General features: G+C 70.9%; 13 protein-coding genes. 10 read left to right on the top strand and 3 right to left on the bottom strand.

Annotated elements, in window-relative coordinates:
- Nucleotides 1-21: 21 nt before the first annotated feature.
- Genes ACSHV8_RS29135 through ACSHV8_RS29120 form a run of 4 tightly spaced genes read left to right on the top strand, consistent with a single transcriptional unit; the run spans nt 22 to nt 12,744 of the window.
- Nucleotides 22-7,767 (top strand): amino acid adenylation domain-containing protein, encoded by a 7,746-nt coding sequence (locus tag ACSHV8_RS29135; protein WP_436520725.1) that lies wholly within the window; start codon nt 22-24, stop codon nt 7,765-7,767.
- Nucleotides 7,767-10,571 carry an amino acid adenylation domain-containing protein gene (locus ACSHV8_RS29130; protein ID WP_436520723.1) on the top strand — a complete coding sequence of 935 codons (2,805 nt, stop codon included), beginning with the start codon at nt 7,767-7,769 and terminating at the stop codon, nt 10,569-10,571. The genes ACSHV8_RS29135 and ACSHV8_RS29130 overlap by 1 nt, the downstream gene beginning before the upstream one ends.
- Nucleotides 10,572-10,585: 14 nt before the next feature.
- Nucleotides 10,586-11,506, top strand: a complete 921-nt coding sequence (locus ACSHV8_RS29125) for an ornithine carbamoyltransferase (RefSeq protein WP_436520721.1) — start codon at nt 10,586-10,588, stop codon at nt 11,504-11,506.
- The gene (locus ACSHV8_RS29120) at nt 11,503-12,744 is read left to right on the top strand and encodes an MFS transporter (protein ID WP_436520719.1); all 1,242 of its coding nucleotides are present in this window, start codon (nt 11,503-11,505) and stop codon (nt 12,742-12,744) included. The genes ACSHV8_RS29125 and ACSHV8_RS29120 overlap by 4 nt, the downstream gene beginning before the upstream one ends.
- A 461-nt stretch (nt 12,745-13,205) precedes the next feature.
- Here the strand turns inward: ACSHV8_RS29120 and ACSHV8_RS29115 are convergent, their stop codons facing one another.
- The gene (locus ACSHV8_RS29115) at nt 13,206-15,335 is read right to left on the bottom strand and encodes an MMPL family transporter (protein WP_436520717.1); all 2,130 of its coding nucleotides are present in this window, start codon (nt 15,333-15,335) and stop codon (nt 13,206-13,208) included.
- A 132-nt stretch (nt 15,336-15,467) separates the two neighbouring features.
- Here ACSHV8_RS29115 and ACSHV8_RS29110 point away from each other — a divergent pair, with 132 nt between their 5' ends.
- The 6 genes from ACSHV8_RS29110 to ACSHV8_RS29085 all read left to right on the top strand — a co-directional run bounded on the left by ACSHV8_RS29110 (nt 15,468) and on the right by ACSHV8_RS29085 (nt 21,039).
- The gene (locus ACSHV8_RS29110; protein WP_436520715.1) at nt 15,468-16,703 is read left to right on the top strand and encodes a sensor domain-containing protein; all 1,236 of its coding nucleotides are present in this window, start codon (nt 15,468-15,470) and stop codon (nt 16,701-16,703) included.
- The gene (locus ACSHV8_RS29105; RefSeq protein WP_436520713.1) at nt 16,694-17,344 is read left to right on the top strand and encodes a response regulator transcription factor; all 651 of its coding nucleotides are present in this window, start codon (nt 16,694-16,696) and stop codon (nt 17,342-17,344) included. Before ACSHV8_RS29110 ends, ACSHV8_RS29105 begins: the two co-directional genes overlap by 10 nt.
- Nucleotides 17,345-17,349: 5 nt before the next feature.
- A complete protein-coding gene (locus ACSHV8_RS29100) occupies nt 17,350-18,126 on the top strand; it encodes a DUF4097 family beta strand repeat-containing protein (protein WP_436520711.1) in 777 nt (258 codons plus the stop codon).
- A 159-nt stretch (nt 18,127-18,285) separates the two neighbouring features.
- Nucleotides 18,286-19,173, top strand: coding sequence for a TauD/TfdA family dioxygenase (locus ACSHV8_RS29095; protein WP_436520709.1), 888 nt, complete (start codon nt 18,286-18,288; stop codon nt 19,171-19,173).
- 55 nt (nt 19,174-19,228) lie between these two features.
- Nucleotides 19,229-20,248, top strand: coding sequence for a 2,3-diaminopropionate biosynthesis protein SbnB (sbnB, locus tag ACSHV8_RS29090; protein WP_436520707.1), 1,020 nt, complete (start codon nt 19,229-19,231; stop codon nt 20,246-20,248).
- A gap of 11 nt (nt 20,249-20,259) precedes the next feature.
- The gene (locus tag ACSHV8_RS29085; protein ID WP_436520705.1) at nt 20,260-21,039 is read left to right on the top strand and encodes a thioesterase II family protein; all 780 of its coding nucleotides are present in this window, start codon (nt 20,260-20,262) and stop codon (nt 21,037-21,039) included.
- A 4-nt stretch (nt 21,040-21,043) separates the two neighbouring features.
- Here ACSHV8_RS29085 and ACSHV8_RS29080 read toward each other — a convergent pair whose 3' ends face one another.
- Together ACSHV8_RS29080 and ACSHV8_RS29075 are read right to left on the bottom strand one after the other, a co-directional pair.
- Complete coding sequence (locus ACSHV8_RS29080) at nt 21,044-24,007, bottom strand: alpha-mannosidase (protein WP_436520703.1); 2,964 nt, start codon at nt 24,005-24,007, stop codon at nt 21,044-21,046.
- 1 nt (nt 24,008) lies between these two features.
- The gene (locus tag ACSHV8_RS29075) at nt 24,009-25,226 is read right to left on the bottom strand and encodes a glycoside hydrolase 5 family protein (RefSeq protein ID WP_436520701.1); all 1,218 of its coding nucleotides are present in this window, start codon (nt 25,224-25,226) and stop codon (nt 24,009-24,011) included.
- Nucleotides 25,227-25,230 lie beyond the last annotated feature (4 nt).

The raw sequence follows: 25,230 nt of genomic DNA, 5'->3' as shown, positions 1-25,230 counted from the left end.
CTAGACCCCAGGAGATATACCGTGACATCGCTAGAAAGCAGCGTCGAAAATCGCCGACGGGAACTCCTGCGTCAGAGGCTGAGCGGAACCGGCACCGGGCGGCGCAACGACATCCCGCGGCGGGACCGCGATTCCCCGCCGGAGTTGTCGCTCGGGCAGGAGCAGTTGTGGTTCCTCAGCCGGCTGGAGCCGGACAGCCCGGAATACCTGGTGCCGCTCGTCGCCCGGCTGACCGGTGACCTCGACCTGGACGCGCTGAACCGGGCCTGGCACGGCCTGCTGCGCCGGCACGAGATCCTGCGCACGCGCTACGCCATGATCGACGGCAGCCCGCGGCAGATCATCGACGAGTACGACACCGGCCGCGCGGGCGACCTGGTCGTGGTCGACGTCTCCGGCTCGGCGGCGCCCGAGGTGGAGCTCACCGGGCGCCTGGAAGCCATGATCCACCGCAGTATCGACCTCGAGAACGAGTGGCCGGTCCGGGCCCAGCTCATCCGGACCGCCCCGGGCGAGCAGGTCCTGGCCTTCGTCTTCCACCACATCGCCTGTGACGCCTGGTCCCTGGGAGCTTTCGGGGCCGAGCTGGGCGCGCTCTACCGCGGGGCCGAACCGGCCGGCCTGCCGATCCAGTACAGCGACTTCGCCGCCTGGCAGCGTGGATCCGCGAAACACGACGAGCACCTGGAGTATTGGCGCGGCGCGCTCGCCGACCTGGAACCGGTCGAGCTGGGCTACGACCGCCCCCGCCCGCCGGTCCGCGACGCCGCCGGGGCCGTGCTCGACGTCGAGATCCCGGCCGAGCTGGGTGAGCGGCTGCGCGCCGTGAGCACGGGGCAGAACGCCACGCTGTTCATGACCCTGATGGCCGGCTTCCAGGTGCTGCTGCACCGGCACACCGGCAAGGCCGACATCCCGGTCGGCACCATGGTCTCCGGCCGCGACCGCCCCGAACTGCAGAACCTCATCGGATACCTGATCAACAGCCTGGTCATCCGCACCCGCTGGGACGGCGTTCCCACCTTCACGCAACTGCTGGCGACGGTACGGGACACCGTGCACGACGCGTTCGACCACCAGGACGTGCCGTTCGCCCGGCTGGTCGACGCGCTGCAGCCCGAGCGGGACATGTCGCGCTCCCCGCTCTTCCAGGTCGCCTTCACCCTGCAGAAGGACCGCAGCAAGGTCCTCGACCTCCCGGGCGTCGACACCGCCCCGGTCGACGCGGCCTCGACGGTCTCCCGGTTCGATCTCACCGTCGTCGTGTCGGAACGGGCCGACGGCAGCCTGGGCGTGCAGTTCGAGTACGCGACGGCGCTCTTCGACCGCTCCACCGTGGCCCGCCTGGCCGGCCACTACCTGCGCCTGCTGCAGTCCGTCGCCGACGAGCCCGGCGCGCTGATCGCGAACCTGCGGTTCCTGGAGAGCGACGAGCAGGAGATCGTCGGCGGTGGCGAGGTCGAGGACAGCGTCGTCATCGAGTGCGTGAACCAGCCGTTCGAACGGCGTGTGGAGATCGAGCCGGACGCCGTCGCGGTCTCCTTTCGCGGTGCGACGCTGACCTACCACGAGCTCAACGCGCGGGCGAACCGGCTGGCCCGGCACCTTCGTACCCTCGGAGCCGGTCCTGATGCCGTGGTGGCGGTGAGCCTGGCCCGCGGACTGGACCTGGTCACCACGCTGCTCGCGGTGGCCAAGGCCGGGGCCGCCTACCTCCCGCTGGACCCGGACCAGCCGGCCGATCGCCGTCAGTTCATGCTCGACGACGGGGCCGCGGGCATCCTGGTCACCGACAGCTCGCTGGGCGGCGAGGTCGAGTTCGCCGGGCCTCGCGTGTGGCTGGACGACGCGGCGGCCGAGATCGCGACCTACTCCGAGGCCAACCTCGACCAGCATGCCGGTCCGGACAACCTGATCTACGTCATCTACACCTCGGGATCGACCGGCCGGCCCAAGGGCGTCTGCATGACGCACCGCAACGTGATGCGCCTGTTCTCGGCGACCGAGCGGCACTTCCACTTCGGCGACCGGGACGTCTGGGCGCTCTTCCACTCGTACGCGTTCGACATGTCGGTCTGGGAGCTGTGGGGCGCCCTGCACTACGGCGGCCACCTGGCCGTCGCCCCCTCGGAGATCCTCCGCTCGCCCGACGACTTCGTCGACTTCCTGGTCGAGAACCGGGTGACCTGCCTGAACCAGACGCCGTCGGCGTTCGGCGGCCTCATCGGACTGGCCCGCGAGCACGATCCGCGCATCGACCGGCTGGCGCTGCGGGTGGTCACCTTCGGCGGCGAGAAGCTCGAGATGGCCGACCTGCGCCCGTGGGCCGCGGCCCGGGACCTCGCCACCACCCGGCTCATCAACCTGTACGGGATCACCGAGACCACCGTCCACACCACGTACCACCAGGTCACCGACGAGGATCTCGCCTCCACGGCGAACCCGATCGGACGGCCCATCGCCGACCTGCGGGTGGTGCTGCTCGACCAGTACGGCGATCTCGCGCCGATCGGTGTCCCCGGTGAGATCTGTGTCGGCGGCCCCGGCGTCGCCCGCGGATACCACGGCCGCCACGGGCTGACCGCCGAGCGTTTCGTCCCCGACCCGGCCGGGCCGGGCCGGCTCTACCGCAGCGGTGACCTCGCGAGGCGTACCGCCGACGGAGGCCTCGACTTCGTGGGCCGGGCCGACCACCAGGTGAAGATCCGCGGTTACCGGGTCGAGCTCGGTGAGGTCGAGGTCGTCCTGATCGAGCAGCCGTCGATCGCCGAGGCCGCCGTCGTCGTGCGCGACGACGTGCTCGTCGCCTACGTCGTCCCGGCCGGCGAGCCGGTCGTGATCGCCGACGTTCGCACCGCGCTGCACCAGCGGCTCCCGGAGTACATGGTGCCGACCGCGTTCGTCGAGCTGGCCGCGCTGCCGCTCACGGCCAACGGCAAGCTCGACCGCCGGGCGCTGCCCGCCCCGGACCGCACCGGCACCGGCATCGGCGCCGAGTTCGTCGCCCCCGGCACGGCCGTCGAGGAGCAGCTCGCCGCGGTCTGGCGCATCACCCTCGGGGTGGACCGGGTCGGTGTCCACGACAGCTTCTTCGACCTGGGCGGCAACTCCATCCGGGCCGTCGCCGCGGTCGGCGAACTGCGCGCGAACGGCGTGAACATCGAAGTCCGGGACGTCTTCACGCACCGCACGGTGGCCGAGCTGGCGTCCCTGCTGGCGCACCGGCCGGGCCGGGTCGTCACCGGCGAACCGGTCGCACCGTTCGCGCTGATCAGCGCGGCCGACCGGCAGAACCTGCCGGCCGGGGTCGCCGACGCCTACCCGCTCTCGCAGATCCAGGCCGGCATGGTCGTGGAGATGCAGGCCGACGCCTCGGTGCGCGCCTACCACAACGTCACGAGCTTCCGCCTCATCGACGAACTCCCCTTCGACGGGGAGGTGTTCCGGACCGCGGCGGCCATCCTGGCCGACCGGCACGAAGCCCTGCGCTCCTCCATCGAGCTGCACGGCTACGAGGTGCCGATGCAGCTGGTGCACCGCACCGCCGAGATCGGCGTCCAGCTTCACGACCTGCGCGGACAGGACGAGGCGGCGGTGACCGAGTCGCTGCACCGGTTCACCGAGCAGGAGCGCAACCGGCCCTTCGACATCACCACGCCGTCGCTGGTGCGCCTGGCCGCGCACGCCTGTGACGGCGGGGCGTGGTGGGTGACGATCTCCGAGTGCCACGCGGTCATCGAGGGCTGGAGCCACCACACCCTGCTCATGGAGCTGCTGCAGACCTATCGGTCGCTGCGGCGCGGCACCGCGGTCACGGGACCGGAGCTTCCGCCGTACCGTTTCGCCGATTTCATCGCCCAGGAACAGCAGGCCCTGGCCGATCCGAGCCACCTGGACTACTGGCGGCAGGTGCTGAGCGGGCGGTCCCGGCTGACGCTGCCGACCGGCTGGGGCAACGGCCGCAGCGACTGGACGCACACCCAGTACACGTACGCCTTCACCGATCTTCTGCCCGGACTCCGCCGGCTGGCCAGCAGCGCGAAGGCGTCCTACAAGAGTGTGGTGCTGGCCGCCCACCTCAAGGTGATGAGCCAGCTGACGGCCGAGTCCAGCTTCGTCACCGGGCTCGTCGTGCACGGCCGGCCGGAGATCGTCGGGTCCGAGCGGGTGTACGGCATGTACCTCAACAGCGTCCCCTTCGCCTACGACGCCGGCGCCGCCACCTGGCGTGACCTGGTCGCGCGGGTCTACCGCCAGGAGACCGAGGTCTGGTCGCACCGGCACTTCCCGATGCCGGCGATCGCCCGCGAGCTCGGCTCGGGGGAGCGGCTGCTCGACGTCCGTTTCTCCCTGCACGACTTCAACCAGGTCGACACCGAGCTGGTCGACTACGCGGCCAGCATCGACGACAGCCCGACCGAGTTCCCGCTGGCCGTCCTGGTCCGGCTGGGGCACGTCGTGCTGTCGGTCGACGACCGGTGGCTGACCGGGGAGAGCGCGGACCGGATCGGCGCCATGTACCTCGCGGTGCTGGCCTCGATGGCCGAGGACGCCGGCAACGACGCCACCGCCGCCTACCTGCCCGCGGCCGAACGGGCGCGGGAGCTGCGCGACTTCAACCCGGTGACCGACGAGCCGGTCGAGGAGTCGGTGCTGACCCGGTTCGAGATGACCGCGACGGCCCGGCCGGCGGCGCTCGCCGCCACCGGATCGGACCTGCACTACAGCTACCTGGAACTGGACCGCCGGGCCAACCGGCTCGCGCGGCACCTGGTGTCGCTCGGTGTCGAGCCGGAGTCGCTGGTCGGCGTCCAGCTCGACCGGACCCCCGATTTGATGGTGGCGCTGCTGGCGGTGTGGAAGGCGGGCGCCGCCTACGTGCCGCTGGACCCCAGCTACCCGGCCGAACGCATCAAGCTCATGGTCGCCGACGCGGGCGCGCGGGTCCTGGTGACCCAGGCCGGTTACACCTCGGCCACGGTCGGCGTCGAGCAGCTCGTCCTCGTCGACGACCACCGGGAACGGATCGCCGCCCATCCGGACACCCCGCTGGACGTCGCGAACGACCTGGACAACCTGGCGTACGTCATCTTCACCTCCGGATCGACCGGCCGCCCGAAGGGTGTGCAGATCTCGCACCGCTCGCTGGCCAACCACGTGCGCTGGGCCGCCCGCGAGCTCGCCTCCCGCGGCACCGGCGGCGCCCCGGTCTTCTCGTCGGTGGCGTTCGACCTGGTCGTGCCCAACCTGTGGGCGCCGCTGGTCGCCGGGCAGCCGGTGTTCCTGGTGTCGCACCGGGTCGACATGGCCGACGTCGGTTCGCTGCTGGCCGCGGCCGGACCGTTCAGCTTCATCAAGCTGACCCCCGGCCACCTGGACATGCTGTCGCATCAGCTCTCGGCCGAGCAGGCCGGCGCCCTGGCCGAGGTGATGGTGGTCGCGGGTGAGCCCTTCACCCGCAGCGTGCTGCGACGCTGGCGGGACCTCGACGGCCGGACCACGCTGATCAACGAGTACGGGCCGACCGAGGCCGCCGTGGGGACCTGTATCTACCCGGTCACCTCGGACGAACCGGAGGTGCAGCCGATCGGCCGGCCGCTGCCCGGCATGGCGATGTACGTGCTCGACGACGCGATGGAGCCGGTCGCGCCCGGCGTCATCGGTGAGCTGTACGTCGGTGGCGTCGGCGTCGCCCGGGGCTACGCCGGTGACCCGGCCCGGACCGCCCAGCGCTTCCTGCCCGACCCGTACGGCGAACCGGGTTCCCGTCTCTACCGCACGGGCGATCTCGTCCGGCGCAACGCCACCGGCGACGTGGAGTTCCTGGGCCGCACCGACGAGCAGGTCAAGATCCGCGGCTACCGGGTCGAGCTGGGCGAGATCGGCGCCGTCCTGACCGATCAGGCCGGGGTCGAGGCCGCGGCCGTCCTCGCCGTCGACGGCGAGATCGTCGCCTTCGTCACCGCCGCCGACGAGGCCACGATCGACGCGCTGCCGGCGGCCTGCCGCGACCGGCTTCCCGAGTTCATGGTGCCCACCCGGATCGTCCGGGTCGACCAGCTGCCGCTCAACGCGAACGGCAAGGTCGACCGGCGCAGCCTGCTGGCGCTGGACGTCGCGCCGGCCGTCCCGGTCGAGAAGCCGGGGCCGCGCAACGCCGTCGAGCAGCAGATCCTCGAGGTCTGGCAGCGGGTGCTGGAACGGATGGACATCGGGATCCACGACAAGTTCTTCGACATCGGCGGGCACTCGATCCGGGCCGTGGCCCTGGTCGGGGCGCTGCGCAAGGCCGGGTTCGACGCCGGCGTGCAGCACGTGTTCCAGTACGGCACGATCGCCGAGCTGGCCGAGTTCATCGGCGGGACGCCGGAGCGGCCGGAGGAGTTCGTCGAGCCGTTCCAGCTGCTGACCGCCGCGGATCGGGCCGCCGTGCCCGAGGGGGTCGTCGACGCCTACCCGATGTCGCAGGTGCAGCTCGGCATGATCGCCGAGATGCTGGCCGACCCGGAGCTGAACAAGTACCACAACGCCAACACCTTCCCGGTCGCCGACGACGAGCGGTTCTCGATCGAGGCGCTGCGGCGGGCCGTGGAACTGTCGGTCGAACGGCACGAGATGCTGCGGACCTCGTTCCACCTCGACGGATTCTCGGTACCGGTGCAGCTGGTGCACCCGGCCGCGCAGATGTCGATCACCGTGCACGACCTCGGCACGGCGACCGAGCGGGAGCTGCGGGAGGCGCACACCGACTTCGCGATCGCCGAGCGCGCCGCGGTGTTCGACATCGCCGATCGTCCCCTGATGCGGCTCGCCGTCCACCTGTCCGGCGGGACCGACTGGTGGCTGTCGGCCACCTACTGCCACGCCATCACCGAGGGCTGGACGCTGCGGGTCTGGCTGGACGAGCTCCTCGCCACCTACCGGCAGATCCGGGCCGGTCAGGAGCCGACACCGCCGGCCCTGCCCCAGGTGCGGTACGCCGACTTCATCGCCGCCGAGCTGGACTCCCTGGCCGGCACCGAGGACCGGGACTACTGGCGCACGGTGCTCGCCGGCCACGCCAAGTTCGAGCTGCCCGGCGGCTGGGGGCAGTCGGCGCAGGACAGCTTCATCGTGGTCGTGCCCTACGCGGACGTCCGTGACGATCTGGAACTGCTGGCCAAGACCGCGGGCGCGTCCCTCAAGAGCGTCCTGCTGGCCGCCCACCTCACGGTGATCGGCGGGCTGACCACGGCCGACGCGTTCTACACCGGACTGGTCAGCAGCGCCCGGCCCGAGTCCGAGGGCGCGGAGCGGGTGTTCGGCATGTACATCAACACCCTTCCTTTCCCGTACGAGCGAGCCCCGCGCTCGTGGGTCGAGGCGGTCCGGGCCGTCTTCGCCACCGAGGGCGACGTGTGGGCGCACCGCCACCTGCCGATGCCGACGATTCAGCGGGAGGCCGGCGGGGGCCGGCTCATCGACGTCATGTTCAGCTACCGCGACTTCGGCGACAACGAGACGGTGCTCAGCGAGGACGGCCCGTCGTCGGACGAGAACGTGGTCGACGGGGTCAACGAGTTCCCCCTGGCCGTCGCCACGATCCGGGGCCACCTGGCCCTGACCGTGGACGGGCGGGCCATGGACCGGGCGAGCGCCGAACGTCTCGCCGGCATGTACCGCGGCGTCCTCGAGGCGATGGTCGCGGACCCGGCCGGACCGGCAGTGGCGCCGGCCGCGGCCGAGGAGCACCTGGTGGACATCAACGATACGGCGGTGCAGTGGTGATGCGACTCGCGTTCGAACTGGTCTCCGGCCTGGCCACGGAGTCACCGGAGTCGGTGGCCGTGATCTCGGGCGGGGTGAGCGTCACCTACCGGGAGCTCGACGCCCGGGCCAACCAGATCGCCAACACCCTCCGGGACCGCGGTATCGGCCCGGAGGGGACGGTCGGCCTCCTGGTCAACCGCGATCACGAGCTGCTGGCCGGCATGTACGGGATCTGGCAGGCCGGTGGCGCCTACGCCCCGCTCGACCAGGACATCCCGCCGGATCGGCTGGCCTACGTGCTCGACCTGGCCAAGGTCGACCTGGTGCTGTGTCATCCCGAGTACGCCGACCGCGTGGCCCGGGCCGGCGCGACCCCGGTGACCCTGGACGAGACGCGGACGGCGCCGACCGGCGCACCCGGGGTCACGATCGATCCCGACGCCATCGCGTACGTGATCTTCACCTCCGGGTCCACCGGCCGCCCCAAGGGGGTGCAGATCAGTCACCGGTCACTGGCCAACCTGCTCTACTCCATGCGCCGCCAGTACGCGGTCCGCCCGTCCCACCGCTTCCTGGCCTCGTCGTCCATCTCCTTCGACGTGTCCGGCATGGAGCTGCACCTGCCCCTGATCAGCGGCGGGACGGTGCTGGTGACCCAGTCGTCCCAGGCCAAGGAGGGTTCCGAACCGGTGGCGCTGATCGCCGCCGGGGAGGTCACCCACGTCTTCGCCACCCCGTCGGCCTGGCGGGTGTTCCTGGCCTCGGGCCTGCCGGCCACCGCGATCACCGCGTTCGTCGGCGGGGAGGAACTCACCCCGGCCCTCGCCGGCGACCTGAACCGGCGGGTCGGCGAACTGCACAACCTGTACGGCCCGACCGAGACCACGATCTGGTCCACCACCTGGGACGCGACGCGGCCGACGGACGGCATCCGCATCGGCCGCCCGATCGCCAACACCCGCGTCTACGTCCTGGACGGGATGGGCCGGCCGGTGCCTCGCGGCGTCGTCGGGGAACTGTTCATCGGCGGCGACGGAGTGGCCCGCGGCTACGTCGGCCGGGCCGACCTGACCGCCGAGCGTTTCGTCCCCGAGCCGGGCGCCACGCCCGGGGCGCGGATGTACGCCACCGGCGACCTCGCCCGCGTCCAGTCCGACGGCACCCTGGAATGCCTCGGGCGCAACGACTTCCAGGTCAAGATCCGCGGCCATCGGATCGAGCTCACCGAGATCGAGTCCCGGCTGGTCGAGCATCCGGCGGTGGCGAACGCCGTCGTCGTCGCCCGCCCCGACGACGCCGGGGACCCGACGCTGGTCGCGTACCTGATCGGCGCCGGTCTCGACGGGGTCGACCTGCGGCCGTCCCTGCGTGAGGTACTGCCGGCCTACATGATTCCCACGGCGTTCGTGGTCCTGGAGACGATGCCGCTGAACGCCGCCGGCAAGGTCGACCGGGCCGCCCTGCCGGCCCCCGACCGGGACTCGATGGCCGGCTCGCACGCGTTCGTGGAGCCGGACGGCGCGACCGAGGTCCGGCTGGCCGACCTGTGGAAGCAGGCCCTCGGCATCGACCGGATCGGCCGGTCCGACCGGTTCTTCGAGCTCGGCGGCGACTCGATCAGGGTGGTCCGTTTCCTGGCCGCGGCCCGCACGGCCGGCATCGCGCTGAGCCTGGCCGAGATCTACCGGTACGACACCATCGCCACCCTGGCCGCCTTCCTCGACGCCCGCCCGGACACCGGCCCGGCGCCCGCCCCGGTCACCGCCCCGAAGGGGTTCCGGCTTCCGGATCCGGCCGCGGCGCTGGCCGAGCACCGCATACCCGGCATGAGCGTGGCCGTCGTCGTGGACGGCGAGATCACCACGGTCGCCGGCTACGGCACCCTGGCGGCCGACTACTCGCCCCCGGTCACGCCGGACACCCTCTTCCAGGTGGGGTCGATCTCCAAGCACGTCGCCACCGTGGGGGCCCTGCGACTGGTCTCCGAGGGGCGGCTGAGCCTCGACGAGGACATCAACCGGTACCTGACGAGCTGGCACCTGGACTACGAAGGCACCTCCGTGCCGGTGACGGTCCGGCACCTGCTGGCCAACCTCTCCGGCCTCAGCGACACCCCCAACCAGGGGTTTCATCGAAATGACAAGCGGCCCACGGTGCTCGACCTGCTCCGTGGCACCGCTGGATCTCCGCCGGTGCGGATCGAGTCCGTACCAGGAATGGTGTTCCACAAGAACAACACCCATTTCGCCGTCCTCCAGCAGATCCTGGAGGACGTCAGCGGAGCTCCTTTCGACGACGTGATGCGCGACCTGGTGATGCGCCCGGTCGGGATGAGTCACTCCAGCTACCGCTTCGACCATCCGGTTCTCAGCGGCCTGCCGGTCGCGGTGGGCCACGACACCGACGGCGTGGCGATCGACGGGGGCTGGCGCGACCGCAGCACCCAGGCGTCCGGCGGCCTCTGGACGACCGCCGCCGACCTGGCCAAACTCGCCCTTGAGATCCGCCGGGCCTTCCTCGGGCGCTACTCCGAGGTGCTCACCCCGGAGGTGGCCGACGCGATGCTGACGATCTCCCACCCCGACGGTCTGTTCGGCCTGGGCACCTCGGTGGACCGCACCGCGACCGCGGTCGAGTTCGGCCACATCGGTGAGGCGGCCGGCTACCGGTCGGCCACGTTGATGGAGGCCGTCGGCGGCAACGGCGTGGTGGTGCTGACCAACTCCGACAACGGCAAAGAGGCCCAGCGATTCGTCGCCGCCGCCGTGGCCGAGCAGACGGTCGTGCTCGGAGCCGGTTTTTCCCAGGCACACGACGACTGAAGAGGAGCAGACCCATGACGTACCTCAGCCGGCACTTGATCTCCATCGACGACATGACCGAGCCGGCCCTGCGAGCGACGGTCGCCCGGGGCGTGGACCTTTCCCAGCGGGCCGAACCCACGGCGCTGGCCGGTGCCGTCGTCGGCATCTACTTCAAGAAGACCTCGACCCGCACGCGTACGGCGTTCACCACCGCGGCCCTGCGTCTCGGCGCCGACGTCATCGCCTACGGGCCGCAGGATCTGCAGCTCAACACCGGCGAGACGCTCCGGGACACCGGGCGGGTGCTCGGCCGCATGCTCGACGCGCTGGTGGTCCGCACCGCCGGTCCGACCGCGGAGCTCCGCGAGCTGGCCGACGAACGACTGGCCTTCGTCAACGCCATGAGCGAGGAGGAGCACCCGACCCAGGCGCTGGCCGACCTCACCGCCATGCAACGGCGGCTCGGACGCGTCGACGGCCTGCGGGTGCTCTACGTCGGCGAGGGCAACAACAGCGCGACCGCCCTGGCGCTCGCACTGTCCCGGTTCAAGGACGTCCACCTCGAGATCAGGACCCCCCAGGGGTACGGCGTCCCGGCCGGAGTGCTGGAGCGGACCCGCGGATACGGCGTCAACACCGGCTTCAGCGTCAACGAGGCGCACGACCTGGAGAACCTGCCCCGGGACTTCGACGTCATCTACACCACCCGCTGGCAGACGACCGGCACGACCAAGGCCGACCCGCGGTGGCGGGAGCAGTTCGCACCGTTCCAGGTTCAGCAGGAGCTCTGGGCGCGGAGCCCCGGAGCCGTCTTCATGCACGACCTGCCCGCCCATCGTGGTGACGAGGTGACCGGAGAAGTGCTCGACGGACCGGCAAGTATCGCGTTCGACCAGGCCGAGATGAAGATGTACTCGGCGATGGCCGTGTTGTGCTGGGCGTTGAAGGCATGACGGTCGCCGACGACGTGACGGAACGCAAGCGGCGCACCTCGAACCGCGACTTCCTCCTGCTCTGGTCCGGCGCCGGGATGAACCTCCTCGGCGCCCGCATCAGCGTGTTCGCGTATCCCGCCCTCATCCTCTGGCAGACCGGCTCCACCGCGGCGGCCGGACTGGTGGGGGCGGCGGTGCTGCTGCCCCAGCTGCTGATCCAGCTGCCGGCCGGGGCCCTGGCCGACCTGTGGGACCGCCGGCGGCTGATGGTGGCCTGCGACCTGGGCTGTCTCGCCACGGCCGGATCCGTCGCCCTGATGGTGATCCTCGGGCACGTGTTCCTCTGGCACCTGGTGATAGCCGGCTTCCTGCAGGGATCCCTGGCCATCTTCTACGACGTCTGCGAACGGTCCGCGGTACGCCACGTCGTCCCGGCCGACCAGCTGAACTCGGCCCTGGGCCGGAACGAGGCCCGGGCCCGGGGCGCGCAACTGCTCGGCCAGCCCATCGGCGGCGCGCTGATGGTGCTCTCCCACGCGCTCCCGGGCGTGACCGCGGCCGTGCTGCACACGCTCTCGTTCACCGCGCTGCTGAGGATCCGCACCTCGCTGCAGTCGGCCCGGGAACGCAAGGCCGGCAACCTGCGCAAGGACATCGGCGAGGGCATCGTCTGGGTCTTCTCGCAAGGCTTCCTGCGGGCCGCCCTGATCATGATCGCGGTCAGCAACGTGGTCTTCGCGGCGATGGGCATCGCCGTGGTCGCGGTCGCGCACGCCGGGCAGTACTCGATCGGCGTGGCCGGCGTCATCCTGGCCATGTCCGGCGTCGGCGGCCTGCTCGGCGCGCTGTCCGCGTCGTGGTGGCTCAAGCGGCTCAACATGCAGATGGTGCTGATCCTCTGCTTCCTCGGCTGGGCCCTGGCGATCGCACCGGTCGGGCTGTCCAGCTCGGCCTACGTGCTGGGCGCGACCTATGTGGCCGTCGGCTACCTGGGCGGCGTCCTCAACGTCACCGGTGGTGTCTACCTGATGCAGACCGCGCCGGACGCCATGATGGGCCGGGCCGTGGCCGTCATGACCCTCGTCGGGTCCGGCGGGGCGTTCGTGGGGCCACTGCTCGCCGGTGCCCTGCTCGACTCGGTCGGCGTCGGCCACACCGCGTACGGCATGGCCGCGGTGATGGCGGTCCTGGCGTTCTCGGCCTGGGTGAACCCGTCCGCGCGCAAGGCGGTCCGGGGAGTCAAGGCCTCGACCTGAGCCTGATCCAGCGAGGTCCGACCCGCGCCCTGCCCCGGTTGTCCCGGAGCAGGGCGCTTTCGCGTGCGGTGAACCCGGAGCCGTGGAAACCCGCGCGGCCGGAGCCGCGCAGACCGGGGCGGCTGGAGCCGCGGAAACCGGGGCGGCTGGAGCCGCGGAAACCGCCCGGCCCGGGCCCGAACTGCCGCCCCGAGCCGGGCCGGCTCAGCCCGGCCGTCGCATCTCACGCCCCTGTGGCGGCCACGCCGGTCGTCCGGGTCCCACATCGGCCGGGGAGGGCAATGGGCCGGGCAGAGCAGGGGACCGGAGAAAGGCCAAGAGGCCGGGGCCGCAGGACCGGGGGAAAGCAAGAGTAGGTGGGTGCACCGCCTCAGCGGTGCACCCACCTACTACTTGTTCGCGGGGAGCCGACCGGCACCGGGGGTGTATGCCGATCAGCTCCCCGCTGGACGGGGTCTGGCCTAGCTCGCGGTTGCCAGATCCCGAGGACTTTCGGCGTGCTCGGTCACTCCGAACCGGTCGTGCAGCTTGCGCAGCGGCCGCGGCGCCCACCAGTTCCACCGGCCGAGCAGGGTCATCACCGCCGGCACGAGCACGCACCGGATGAGGGTGCTGTCCACGGCGACCGCCACGAACAGGCCGATCCCCAGCTCTTCGATGTCGGCCAGCTGGGCGGTCGCGAATCCGGCGAAGACCACGAGCATGAGCAGCGCGGCCGAGGTGATGATCGACCCGGAGCGCTGGAGCCCGAGTCGTACGGCCGAGTCGGTGTCGTGCCCGGCGTCCACGAACTCCTTGATCCGGGAGAGCAGGAAGATCTCGTAGTCCATGGAGAAGCCGAACGCGAACGCGAAGACCATCACGAACGTGTACGGCGAGAGCCCGCCGAGCGTCAGGACGTCCAGCGGCCCGGACAACCAGCCGAACTGGACGACGGCCACCATGACGCCGAACGTCGCCCCGATCGAGAGCAGGTTCATCAGGACCGCCTTGATCGGCGCGACCACCGAGCCGGTCATCAGGAACAGCAGGACCAGCATGGACGCCAGCATGACCAGGATCATCCAGGGCAGCCCCTCCTGCACCTTCTCGGTGAGGTCGAGCAGGACGGCGGCGTCCCCCATCACCCAGGACTGCCCGCCGGGCGGCCGGTTGTCCTTGATGTCATGCACGAGGGCCTGCGCCTCCGGGCCCTGCGCGTGCCCGGTGGTCCGGAACGCGATGGTGGAGAGGTTGGTCCCCACTTCCCGGGCCGGTCCGGCCACGCCGGTTCCCGGCTCGGCCTTGAGCCGGGCCGCCCAGGCGTCCAGGTCCTGGGGCGAGGTGCGGGCGAGGACGAAGACCGCGGGCTGGACCTCGATCCGGTAGTCGGCCGAGAGGATGCGGGCCGCCTGCACGGTCTTCATGCTCTGCGGGAGCCCGTCCAGCTGCGGCAGCCTCGCGTGCGCTCCGAGCAGCGGAAGCCCGGCCAGGAAGAGGGTGCCGACGGCGACCAGGGTGACGAGGCGGGCCCGTTTCTGGACGAACCGGGCCAGCCCGAAGAAGAAGCCGGTGTGCAGGTTGTTCTCGCGCCGCTGCAGTTTGGCGACGGCCCGCCGGGACGGCTTGACGAACCGGCCGAACGCCCCGAGCAGCGCGCCCGGCAGCGTGAGGGCGGCGAGCATGGCGATCAGCGTCGCCGAGATGCCCGCGGCCCCCATCGTCTGCAGCCGCGGGATGTCGAACGCGAGCATCCCGGCCAGCGCGGCCATGACGGTCAGGCCGGAGAACATGATGGTGCGGCCGGCCGAGGCCCAGGTGCGCCGGATCGCCACGTCGGGGGCGTGCCCGCCGGCCAGTTCGTCGCGGAACCGGGCGATCAGCAGCAGCCCGTAGTCGATCGACAGGCCGAGGCCGATGAACATGACGACGTTCATCACGGTGCTGTCCATGGGGACGACCTGCAGGAAGAGCAGGACCCCGAGGAAGGAGCCGGTGATCGCCCCGACCGCGGCCGTGAGCGGCAGCAGCGCCGCGACGAGACCACCGAAGACGATGACCAGCAGGATCAGGGTGATCGGCAGGGACAGGACCTCGGCGTGCAGCAGGTCGGCCTGGGACCGGGAGTTCGTCTCGTTCGCCTGGGGCTGGTCCCCGCCGATCAGCACGGTGCTGCCGGGCACCTCCTGGGCGATGCGGTCGATCCGTGCGGTCGCCGCCTTGAGCGTCGTCTTCCGGGCGTCGTTGTCGAGTTTGGCCATGGTGACGGTGACTTCGAAGCCGTCGCCGTCCGCGGCTGCCACCGGGGCATCGACGCTCGCGATCCCGGGCACGTTGCGGAGGTCGGCGGTGGCCGCCGAGATCGCCTGGCCGGCCTGGGCCTCGTTGCCCTGGATGCCGTCCACGACGGCGTACAGGCGGTTGTAGGAGTCGCCCTCGGCGGCCAGGACCTGCCGGCCGCTGTTCGACTCCATGCCCTGCGACGGCCGGTTGGCCGCCAGCGACGACAGCACTGGGCCGATGGCCAGGCCACCGGCGACGATGACGATGAGCCAGCTGATCAGCACGATCCAGCGGCGTCGAAAGCAGAATTGTCCGACTCGAGAGAGCATGCGACAAATACTCGGCGCGGGCGGCCGCCGAGTCAGTCACGTACGGACCCGACTTGGGGTGGTGCTGGGTGCAGGCCGACCGGGGGGTCAGCCTCATGGTGCCGGCCCCGGCGTCCCAGTAGGTTCGATGCGATGAGCTTGCGGCGGGTGTCGACGACATGGCGCGCGGGACTGAACGCCATGGCCGACGTGTCGGCCGGTGCGGTGTCCGGTGTCGTCGGCTTCGTGCTGGTGGTCATCCCGGGCACGATCGCCCTCGTTCTCGCGCCGACGGTTCTTCCCAGCCTGGCGATGCTGCGGTGGACGGCGAGTCTGTCGACCGTGCTGGCCCGGCTGCACCGGGCCCGGCTGCTGGCCCTGCTCGGCGTGGAGATCACCGAACCCGACCGGCCGGAGAAGGGCACGTCCTGGCTGCGCGACACCGGGGCCCGGCTGCGGAGCGACACCACCTGGCGGCAGCTCGGCTATCACCTGGTCGAGGGGTTGCTCGGCCCGCTCCTGCTGATCCCGGTGCTGGTGCCGGCCGCGCTGGGCCTGACCTCCGTGCTGGCCGGCCTGGCCGGGCCGGCCGGGTTCACCTTCTTCGGCTTCGCCCTGGACGGCCGCGTCCGGCTGCTCACCGTCGTGTGTGGTGCCGCCGCGCTTCTCGTCACCCCGCTGGTGGCCGCCGCCTGCACGAGACTCGATGTCCGGCTGGCTCGCCGGCTGCTCGGCCGGTCGGCGACCGAGCAGCTCAAGCGGCGGGTCGTCGCCCTGTCGGAGAGTCGCGCGGCCGCGGTGGCGGCGGCCGAGGCCGAGCGCCGGCGCATCGAGCGTGACCTTCACGACGGCGCTCAGCTGCAGCTGACCGCGCTCGCCCTGAATCTGGGGATGGCCCGCAGCGCCCTGCGCGACGGGCCTCCGGAGATCCGTGAGCTCGTCGTCGACGCCCACGAGCTGGCCAAGAGCGCGGCGGCCGAGATCCGGGCGCTCGTGCGCGGGCTGCACCCGGCGGTGCTCGACGAGCAGGGCCTGGACGCCGCCCTCTCGGGGATAGCGGCGAAGTCACCGGTGCCGGTCCGGGTCTCGGCCGACCTGCCGACCCGGGTCGCCCCGAGCATCGAGACGGTCGCCTACTTCGTGGTCTCCGAGCTGCTGGCCAACGCGGCCAAGCACGCCGAGGCGAGTCAGATCGAGGTCCGGGTCCGGCTGGTCGCGGGCCGTCTGCTGATCACCGTGTCGGACGACGGCCGCGGCGGGGCCAGCTGTGACAAGGGCAGCGGGCTGCGCGGGCTCCACGGCCGGGTGCAGGCCGTTGATGGAACACTCCACATCGACAGCGCCGCCGGGCGCGGTACGAGGGTCGAGGTGGAGCTGCCATGCGCATAGTGATCGCGGAGGACTCGGTCCTGCTTCGTGAGGGTCTGGTCCGGCTGTTCAGCGGCGCCGGGTTCGACGTGGTGGCCGCCGTGGGCAACGCGGAACAACTGCACCTGGTCGCCGACGAGCACGATCCCGATCTGGTGATCACCGACGTGCGCATGCCGCCGACCTTCTCCGACGAGGGACTGCGGGCCGCCCTGGCGTTGCGGGAGCGCAAGCCCGGGATCGCGGTCCTCGTCCTGTCGCAGTACGTCGAGGAGCGGTACGCCTCCGAGCTGCTCTCCGGTGACACCAACGGCGTCGGCTATCTGCTGAAGGACCGGGTGGCCGACGTCGACGAGTTCCTCCTCACCGCGCGGCGGGTCGCCGAGGGCGGCACGGCGTTCGACCCCGAGGTCGTCTCGCAGCTGCTGGTGCGCCACCGCAGTGACCCGTTGCGCCTGCTCACCGAGCGGGAGGCGGCGGTGCTGAGCCTGATGGCCGAGGGGAAGTCGAACGCCGGCGTGGCCCAGAGCCTGGTGGTCAGCGAGAGCGCCGTGGCCAAGCACGTGAGCAGCATCTTCACCAAGCTGGGCCTGTCCGTGGCCGAAAGTGGACATCGACGGGTGCTGGCCGTCCTGAAATACATTCGCGCGGGGATGGGGTAAAGACGGTGAACGGCCGGCGGAGGCGCAGCCTGTGGGTGGGCGCCGGAAGTGTTCTGACCGTGGTCATGCTGATCCTGGCCGGCCTCTACGTCTGGGGCTGGGCCGGTAAGCGGACGCTGGTCGAGGAGCAGGCCTTCGACCAGCCGGTGCAGCACGTCGACGTCGACCTCAGCAACGGCGACGTGACGTTCCTGGCCGCCACCGACGACCGGGTCCGGGTGAAGCGGACCCTGACCTGGTCCTACGACAGGCCGGTGACGAACGACAGCGCGTCCGGCGACGGCGTGGCGTTGAGCGCCGGCTGCGGCGACCACTTCCGGTTGCCCGGTTGCCGGATCAAGTACGAGGTGCAGGTGCCGGCCGGGGTCACGATCACCGCGAAGGTCCGATCGGGCGGGATCACGTCCCGGGGCAACAACGGGACGAAGACTTTCCGGACGACGTCCGGTGACATCGACGTACGGGACGCGCAGGGCGACCTCAGCGCGGAAGCCGTGTCCGGTCGTGTCATGGCGTTGGGGCTGGCCGCGTCCAGGGCCGAGGTCACCGCCCGGTCGGGGAACGTGCAGCTCTCGTTCTCCCGGCCGCCCGACTCGGTCCGGGTGAGCACGACCTCGGGTGATCTCACCATCTCGGTGCCGCCCGCCGACGCGTACCGGGTGCAGGGGAACACCACCTCGGGCACCCGGTCGATCGAGGTGCGGGAGGACGCGGCGGCCCCGCGGAGCATCGTCGCGGAGGCCCGCTCGGGCGATACCCGGGTGGAATACGGGCGGGCCTGAAGCAATTCGACGTATTCCCTTGGTATAGGCGCAATATAGGCTCGGGCTTTACGCTCGAAATTGTCACGGTCTATGTTGCTGTTGCTTATTCAGACAGGGGTCGTCGTGTTCGAGGGTATGGAATGGCGTCCGCTAATCGTTTCCCCGCAGGATGCCGATGTGCCGCCCACGGCGGCCGGTCTCGCCGATCATCTGTCGGACGCCAAGGCGATCGACAACCTGCTCATCGAGAACAAGGCGCTGATCTTCCGTGGATTCGGCGTCACTGATTCGGATCTCGAGCAGGTCATGAAGCTCCTCCTGCCGAATCGTCTCGCCTATGTGCACGGGAATTCGCCGCGCACCAAGGTGGGCGACAACGTCTACACCTCGACCGAATATCCGGCCGACTTCACCATCTCGATGCACAACGAGTTGTCCTACGCCCGGTCCTGGCCGTCGCGCCTGATGTTCTTCGCCGCGCAGCCGGCCGCCGCCGGTGGGGCGACGCCGCTGGTGGACGCCGCGCTGTGGCTGGAGAAGCTGGACCGGGAGCTGGTCGACGCGTTCGCCGGTGGGGTGCGCTACACCCAGAACCTGCACGGTGGGGCCGGTCTCGGCAAGAGCTGGCAGGAGACCTTCGAGACGACGAGCCGTACGGACGTCGAGTCCTTCCTGACCGCCTCCGAGGCCGCGTGGGAGTGGAAGAAGGACGGCGGGCTGCGGGTGCGTCATTCCCGCCCGGCCACGACGGTCCACCCGGTCACCGGGCATCACGTCTGGTTCAACCAGTCCGATCAGTGGCACATCGCGGCACTGGGTGACGAGACGGCCCGCACCATGGCCGAGATCCTGGGCGAGGACGAGATGCCGCAGTCGGTCAGTTTCGCCAACGGCGACCCCATTCCGGACGAGTACGTGCTGCAGATCCGCGACCGCGGTCTGGAGTACGCCGTCGACGTCGAGTGGGAGCAGGGCGACGTGCTGTTGTTCGACAACGTGCTCGTCGCGCACGGCCGGCGGTCGTTCCAGGGCGCGCGGCGAATCCTGGTCGGCATGTCCGACTGACGTCGCCGACCCGTCGTCCCCACCGCCCGCCCACGCGCCGATAGCGAGTTCCGACATGTCTGCTCAACCGTTCACCGTCATCACCGGCCCCGAGGTCGACAAGCAGATCTCGGCCGGCCGGGAGAGCTGCCTCGAGGTGGTGCGCCGGGCCTACATCGCCCACCACGAGGGCCACGACGTCGTACCCCATAGTTCGTTCCTGCTGTTTCCGCACAAGCCGGCCGAGCGGATCATCGCGCTCCCGGCCTACGTCGGTGGCGAGACCGATGTCGCCGGGATCAAGTGGATCGCCAGTTTTCCCGCCAACACCGGTCACGGCCTGGCCCGCGCCTCGGCCGTGCTGCTGCTCAACGACATGGCGACCGGGTTCCCGTTCGCCTGCCTGGAGGCGTCCCTGATCTCGGCCGCGCGGACGGCCGCGTCGGCCGTCCTGGCCGCCGAGACGATCGTCGGGAAGCGGGCGGCCAAGCGCGTCGGCTTCATCGGCACCGGCTTCATCGCCGATCAGGTGCGGCTGTTCCTCCAGGACCTGGACTGGGCGATCGAGGGCTACCGCCTGTTCGACCTGGATCGCGCGTCGGCCGAGCGGTTTGCCGGCCGTCTCGCCGACCGCGGTTCTCTCGACGTGGCGGTCACCGAGCGCCCCGAGGAGGTGTTCCTCGACTGCGACGTGGTCGTGCTGGCGACCGTCGCCGGGACGCCGCACCTGTTCGAGCCCGGACTGCTCGCCCATAATCCGGTGGTGCTGCACCTGTCCCTGCGGGACCTGAGCCCGGAGATGGTGCTGGCCGCGCAGAACTACACCGACGACGTCGATCACGCCGTGCGCGAGCGCACCTCGTTGCATCTGACCGCGACGCGGGAGGGCAACGACGCGTTCATCGACGGTACGCTCGGCGACCTGCTCAGCGGGGAGCGCGCGGTCGCCGCCGACCGGCCGGTCATCTTCTCGCCGTTCGGTCTCGGCGCGCTCGACATCGCGCTGGGCGCCTGGGTCTACCAGGAGACGGTGAGGAATGGCGTGGGCACCACGATCGACGGGTTCTTCCCGGGCTCGCAGCCCAGAACCGATTAGGGAGACAACGCTTGTTCGGCGCCGACTCCGATGCCCCGTCCGTGGGCTCGTCCGTGCGGGTCCTGGCGGGCGGGCCGCGGCTGATCTGCTTCCCGCACGCGGGGGCGACCGCCGCGGTCTTCGCCCCGCTGGCCCGGGCGCTGACCGGCTGGCGGGTCGACGCGATCGATCCGCCCGGCCACGGCGCCAACCGGAGGCCGCTGGCGCGGGACTTCGACGAGCTGGTGGCCGCCTACGCCGAGGCGTACGCGGCCGCGGTCGACGGGGACGCGGGCCCGGTGGTGCTGCTCGGCCACAGTCTCGGCGGCCTGGCCGCGTTCCGGCTCACCCAGCTGCTGGAGGCGGACGGTGTGCCGCCGTCCGCCCTGGTCCTGTCCGGGACGTCGCCGCCCGACGACGAGCCCGGACTCGGCTGGCACGAGATGGAGCAGTCCGAACTGGTCGGTGAGCTGGCCAGGTGGGGCAGCCTTCCGCCCGAGCTGCTGGCCGATCCGGAGTTCGTCGCGTACCTGACCTCGCTGCTGCGGGCGGACGCCCGGGTCGCCGACTCGTGTCGCCTGTCGGCGTCACCGTTGGTGAACACGCCGGCCTACCTGCTCGCCGGGGACGCGGATCCGCTGGCCGCCCCGGCGTCGGTCCGTCGATGGCAGTCCTACCTGCGGCGCAGCGAGTTCCAGGTCCTGCCCGGCGACCACATGTTCCTGCTGACCCACCTGGACCGGACGGTGCCGGTGCTGCGGTCGATCGCGAACCGGGTGGGGTCCGGCCGGTCGGCGCCGGCCGGACCCTGAACCCTCAGCGGGTGAGTCGCAGGGTGCGGACCTCGAACGGGGTCAGGCTCAGCGCGATGCCGGCCTCGGTGATCGGCAGGGCCGCGCCCTCGGGCCGTTCCAGCAGTGTGGCCGGGTGCGCCGACGCGAAGTCGGCGTGCAGGTGGAGCGTGCCGGTGGCGCGGCGGCCGAGGGACTCGTAGAGGCGGACCACCACGTCGCCGGACCGGTCGTCGGCCAGCTTGACCGACGAGATCAGCAGGCCCGAGCCGGTCAGGGAGACGAGCGGGTCGAAGCCGTGGGCCCCGGTGACCACCCGCGGCGGGAGGTTCATGGCCAGGCCGGCCTCCGTGGCGGTCTCGGCCGAAGCGCCGATGACCAGTCCGTACGCGCAGGTCTGGCGACCCTGGTCGGTCTCCGGGTCGGGGAAGCGCGGGGCCCGCAGCAGGGACAACCGGACCGTCGTGGTGACACCGTGCTCCTCGGTCGAGTCGCGGGTGACGTCGTAGCCGTAGGTCGAGTCGGTGACCAGGGCGGCGCCGAAGCCGGGCTCCTCGACGAGCACGAAACGGTGCATGGACGCCTCGAACTTGGCCGCCTCCCAACTGGTGTTGGTGTGGGTGACCCGCTTCTGGTAGCCGAACTGCGTCTCGGCGGCGACGTGCTCCGCCCGTACGTCGAAGGGGAATGTGACTTTGAGGAATTTCTCCGTCTCGTGCCAGTCGGTCTCCTGGTCGATGCGGAGCACGCGACTGCCGGGCGCGAGCGTGAGCGTCTGCGTGACACGGGACTTCGAGAACGCGCGGACGATCGTGACCGAGCGGTCGGTGAAGGTCATCGACTCGACCGCGCGCAGGTCGGTGACGCGGTTGCGGTAGAAACGGTCGACGTCCCAGGCGTCCCACATGTTCGGGAAGTCCTGGTGGAGTTGCAGGAGATTGGCCTCGCCGGCCAGGGCCTCACGCCCGGTCGCCAGGTCGATCGCCGAGGTGATCAAGCCCTCGTCGGAGATCGTCACCGACACGATCCCGTTCGCGATGACATTTCCGGAAAAGGCGACACTCCCGTCCGGGGAGGCCACACCGGCGGCGAGTGCCGGCACGCCGTCACGAGCAAACGGCGCCGGGTTCACCGTGATCGCCGACGGGCCCGATCCGGCCAGGGCGGCCAGCGAAGAGTCGATCAAGGCAGAAGCCGAGGAGCAGATTTCCGCGTACGCGGTAACCGCCTCACGATGCACCCAGGCGATCGACGTCCCGGGCAGGATGTCGTGGAACTGGTGCAGCAGAACGTCCCGCCACAGCCGGTCGATCTCCTCGTACGGATAGGCCTGTCCCGCCCGCACCGCCGCGGTCGCCGCCCACAGCTCGGCCTCGATCAGCAGGTGCTCGCTGCGCCGGTTCCCCTGCTTGGTCCGGTGCTGGCTGGTCAGGGTCGCCCGGTGCAGTTCGAGGTAGAGCTCGCCGACCCACACCGGCGGGTGCGGCATCTCGGCGCGCGCCTTGGCGAAGAAGTCGTTCGGGTGCTCCCACTCGACGGTCGCGCTGCCCTCCAGGTTCCGCAGCCGCGCGGCCCGCCCGGTCATCTCCCGGGTGGTCCCGCCGCCGCCGTCGCCCCAGCCGACCGGCGCGAGCGAGTGCGACGCGATCCGGCTCTCCCGGAACTGCGAGGTGGCCTTGGCCAGTTCGGCCCCGGAGAGCTGCGAGTTGTAGGTGTCCATGGGCGGGAAGTGGGTGAAGATCCGCGACCCGTCGATGCCCTCCCACAGGAAGCTGTGGTGCGGGAACTTGTTCACCTGGTTCCACGAGATCTTCTGCGTGAAGAACCACTCGAACCCGGCCCGCCGGATGAGCTGCGGCAGCGCCGGGGAGTAGCCGAAGCTGTCCGGCAGCCACACGCCCTGGCTCTCGACGCCGAACTCCTCGCGGAAGAAGCGTTGGCCGTAGGTGAACTGGCGAACCAGGGCCTCGCCGGTCGGCATGACCGTGTCCGACTCCACCCACATGCCGCCGAGCGGGATGAACCGGCCGTCCTTGACCGCCTCGCGGACGCGGTCCCACACCTCGGGCCGGTGCTCCTTCAGCCACGCGTACTGCTGGGCGCTGGACATGCCGTACCGGAAATCGGGGTCGATCTCCATCAGTTCGGTCATGCCGGCGGCCGTGCGCGCGACCTTGCGGATCGTCTCGCGGACGGGCCAGAGCCAGGCCGAGTCGATGTGCGCGTGACCGATCGCGGACACGTGATGCGCGCTGTGCTCGGCCGGCGCGGCCAGGACGTCCACCAGGGCGGCGCGGGAGTCCCCCGCCGTGCCCGAAATGTCCTGCAGGTCCAGTGCGTCGAGAGCGTCGTCGAGCGCCTGCAGGATCCGCATCCGCCGAGGGGCGGTCGCCGGAAGAACAGACTGCAATTCCAGCAGTACGTCGATGTCCAGCGCGAGCTCGTGGACCGGCTCGTCGAAGAGCGCGAGATCCATCCTCCGTGTCGTGTAGAGCGGGCGTTCCGACGACGTCCGGACGTCGCCTTCCTGAGTCGGGAGGAAGGGGTGGTAGTCGAGGAGCACCGGGTTCGCGGCGGCTTCGAGGTAAAGATCGATATCGGACGAGGAGACCGGGATCCACTGATTGCGCGGATTGATGGACTTCACCGGAGTGCCGTCGGGCCGGTAGACCAGCGCCTCGCACTGGAACCCGGGCATGTTGACGTCGAACCCGAGGTCGACCACGATCTCCACCCGTTTGCCCTGCCAGGCGACCGGAACCTGACCGCGCAGCCGGAACCACGTGGTGTTCCAGGCCGGCCCCCACGGCGTGCCCACGGCATACGGCTCGAAATCGAGGGCCAGCCCCTCGGCCACCGGGATCGGTTCGCCGGGCAGAGCATGAAAAGACACTTCCAGAGGTACGGCGTCCGAGTGGATCGCCGGCCGGATGCGCTCGGCCAGCACCCGGGTCACGCGCCCGACGGTGAGCGGGATGTCGTCGTGCATGTCAGTGGCTCTCCTTCAGGACGCGGATGCCGCGGGCGGCCAGCAGGGCGGTGTCGCTCTTCTTCGAGGCCAGGACGATCTGCGGGCCGGGGCCGTCACCGGCCAGGTGCAGCCAGGCGCGGTAGAACTCGCGGGTGGGTCCGGCGGCGGCGCGGTAGCCGGGCACGGTGTCGTCCAGGATCAGCCCGACCGGCTGCTCCTCGGGCTTCGGTTCGCGCAGGTCGGCGATGGTCTCGGCGAACCGGACGCCGGTCGGTTTGACCTTGCCGGAGCTGGTGATCAGCCCCAGGTCGTACTCCAGCTCGGGGAAGTCGAGCAGTGTCCGGGACACGTCGTGGGAGCACCACCAGGTGATGCCGGACAGCTCGGGGATGCGGGCGACGTGACGCAGGGTGGCCTCCAGGAAGTCCGCGGCATCCGGCTCCCTCACCACATTGGTCGGCGCGCCCACCTCCTGCAACCAGACCGGGCGCGTCGCGTCGGGGTGCCAGGCCGCGGCCAGCCGGCACAGGTATTCGGCGTGGCGGACCGAGCCGGCGCCGAGACCGCCGTACGCCTGCGCGGCCCCGTTGAACACCCACGAGTGCACGATCGTCTGGTCGCCGTGCGCGACCGCGTGGGCCGGGCCGAACGGCTGGGTGTCGTCGTACCAGGCGGCGTCGTACATGGCGTGGGTGACCAGCGTCGACGGCCGGACCTCGGCCCGGACGGCGTCGGTCAGCCGGGACAGCCACACCCCGGCGCCCTCCTCGGTGACCGGGTGCGGGAACGGGTGCGGCGCGGCCGCGAACTGATTCGTCTCGTTGCCCAGGGTCACGCCGAGCAGGTTGGGCCGGTCGGCCACCGCACCCGCGAGCGCGCGCAGGTAGTCGGCGGTCGAGGCGACCACGTCGGGGTCGGTGAACAGGTTCCGGCGGTGCCAGCTGGACAGCCAGGCCGGCACGAAGTCGAAGCTGGACAGGTGGCCCTGCAGCCCGTCGACGTTGACGTCCAGGCCGCAGTCGGCGGCCAGGTCGACGACCGTGACCACGTCGGCCAGGGCGCGCGGGCGGATCAGGCCGCGGTTCGGCTGCACGTGCGGCCACAGCGGCATCAGCCGGATGTGGTCGACGCCGAGCCCGGCGATCGCCTCCAGGTCCTGCTGGACCGCGGCCGGATCGAAGTCGAGCCAGGAGTGGAACCAGCCGGCCGACGGGGTGTAGTTGACGCCGAAACGCATCGGG

It is taken from the genome of Actinoplanes sp. HUAS TT8, from assembly GCF_051380535.1.
Classification (GTDB): domain Bacteria; phylum Actinomycetota; class Actinomycetes; order Mycobacteriales; family Micromonosporaceae; genus Actinoplanes.
Note: the sequence above shows the minus strand (reverse complement) of the source record. Positions and strands in the feature narration are given on the sequence as shown.

What these genes read in the sequence shown, in the direction of transcription:
- ACSHV8_RS29130 (WP_436520723.1), top strand. Translation starts at nt 7,767, where the DNA reads ATGCGACTCGCGTTCGAACTGGTCTCCGGCCTGGCCACGGAGTCACCG.
- ACSHV8_RS29125 (WP_436520721.1), top strand. Translation starts at nt 10,586, where the DNA reads ATGACGTACCTCAGCCGGCACTTGATCTCCATCGACGACATGACCGAG.
- ACSHV8_RS29120 (WP_436520719.1), top strand. Translation starts at nt 11,503, where the DNA reads ATGACGGTCGCCGACGACGTGACGGAACGCAAGCGGCGCACCTCGAAC.
- ACSHV8_RS29115 (WP_436520717.1), bottom strand. Translation starts at nt 15,335, where the DNA reads ATGCTCTCTCGAGTCGGACAATTCTGCTTTCGACGCCGCTGGATCGTG.
- ACSHV8_RS29110 (WP_436520715.1), top strand. Translation starts at nt 15,468, where the DNA reads ATGAGCTTGCGGCGGGTGTCGACGACATGGCGCGCGGGACTGAACGCC.
- ACSHV8_RS29105 (WP_436520713.1), top strand. Translation starts at nt 16,694, where the DNA reads ATGCGCATAGTGATCGCGGAGGACTCGGTCCTGCTTCGTGAGGGTCTG.
- sbnB (WP_436520707.1), top strand. Translation starts at nt 19,229, where the DNA reads ATGTCTGCTCAACCGTTCACCGTCATCACCGGCCCCGAGGTCGACAAG.
- ACSHV8_RS29080 (WP_436520703.1), bottom strand. Translation starts at nt 24,007, where the DNA reads ATGCACGACGACATCCCGCTCACCGTCGGGCGCGTGACCCGGGTGCTG.
- ACSHV8_RS29075 (WP_436520701.1), bottom strand. Translation starts at nt 25,226, where the DNA reads ATGCGTTTCGGCGTCAACTACACCCCGTCGGCCGGCTGGTTCCACTCC.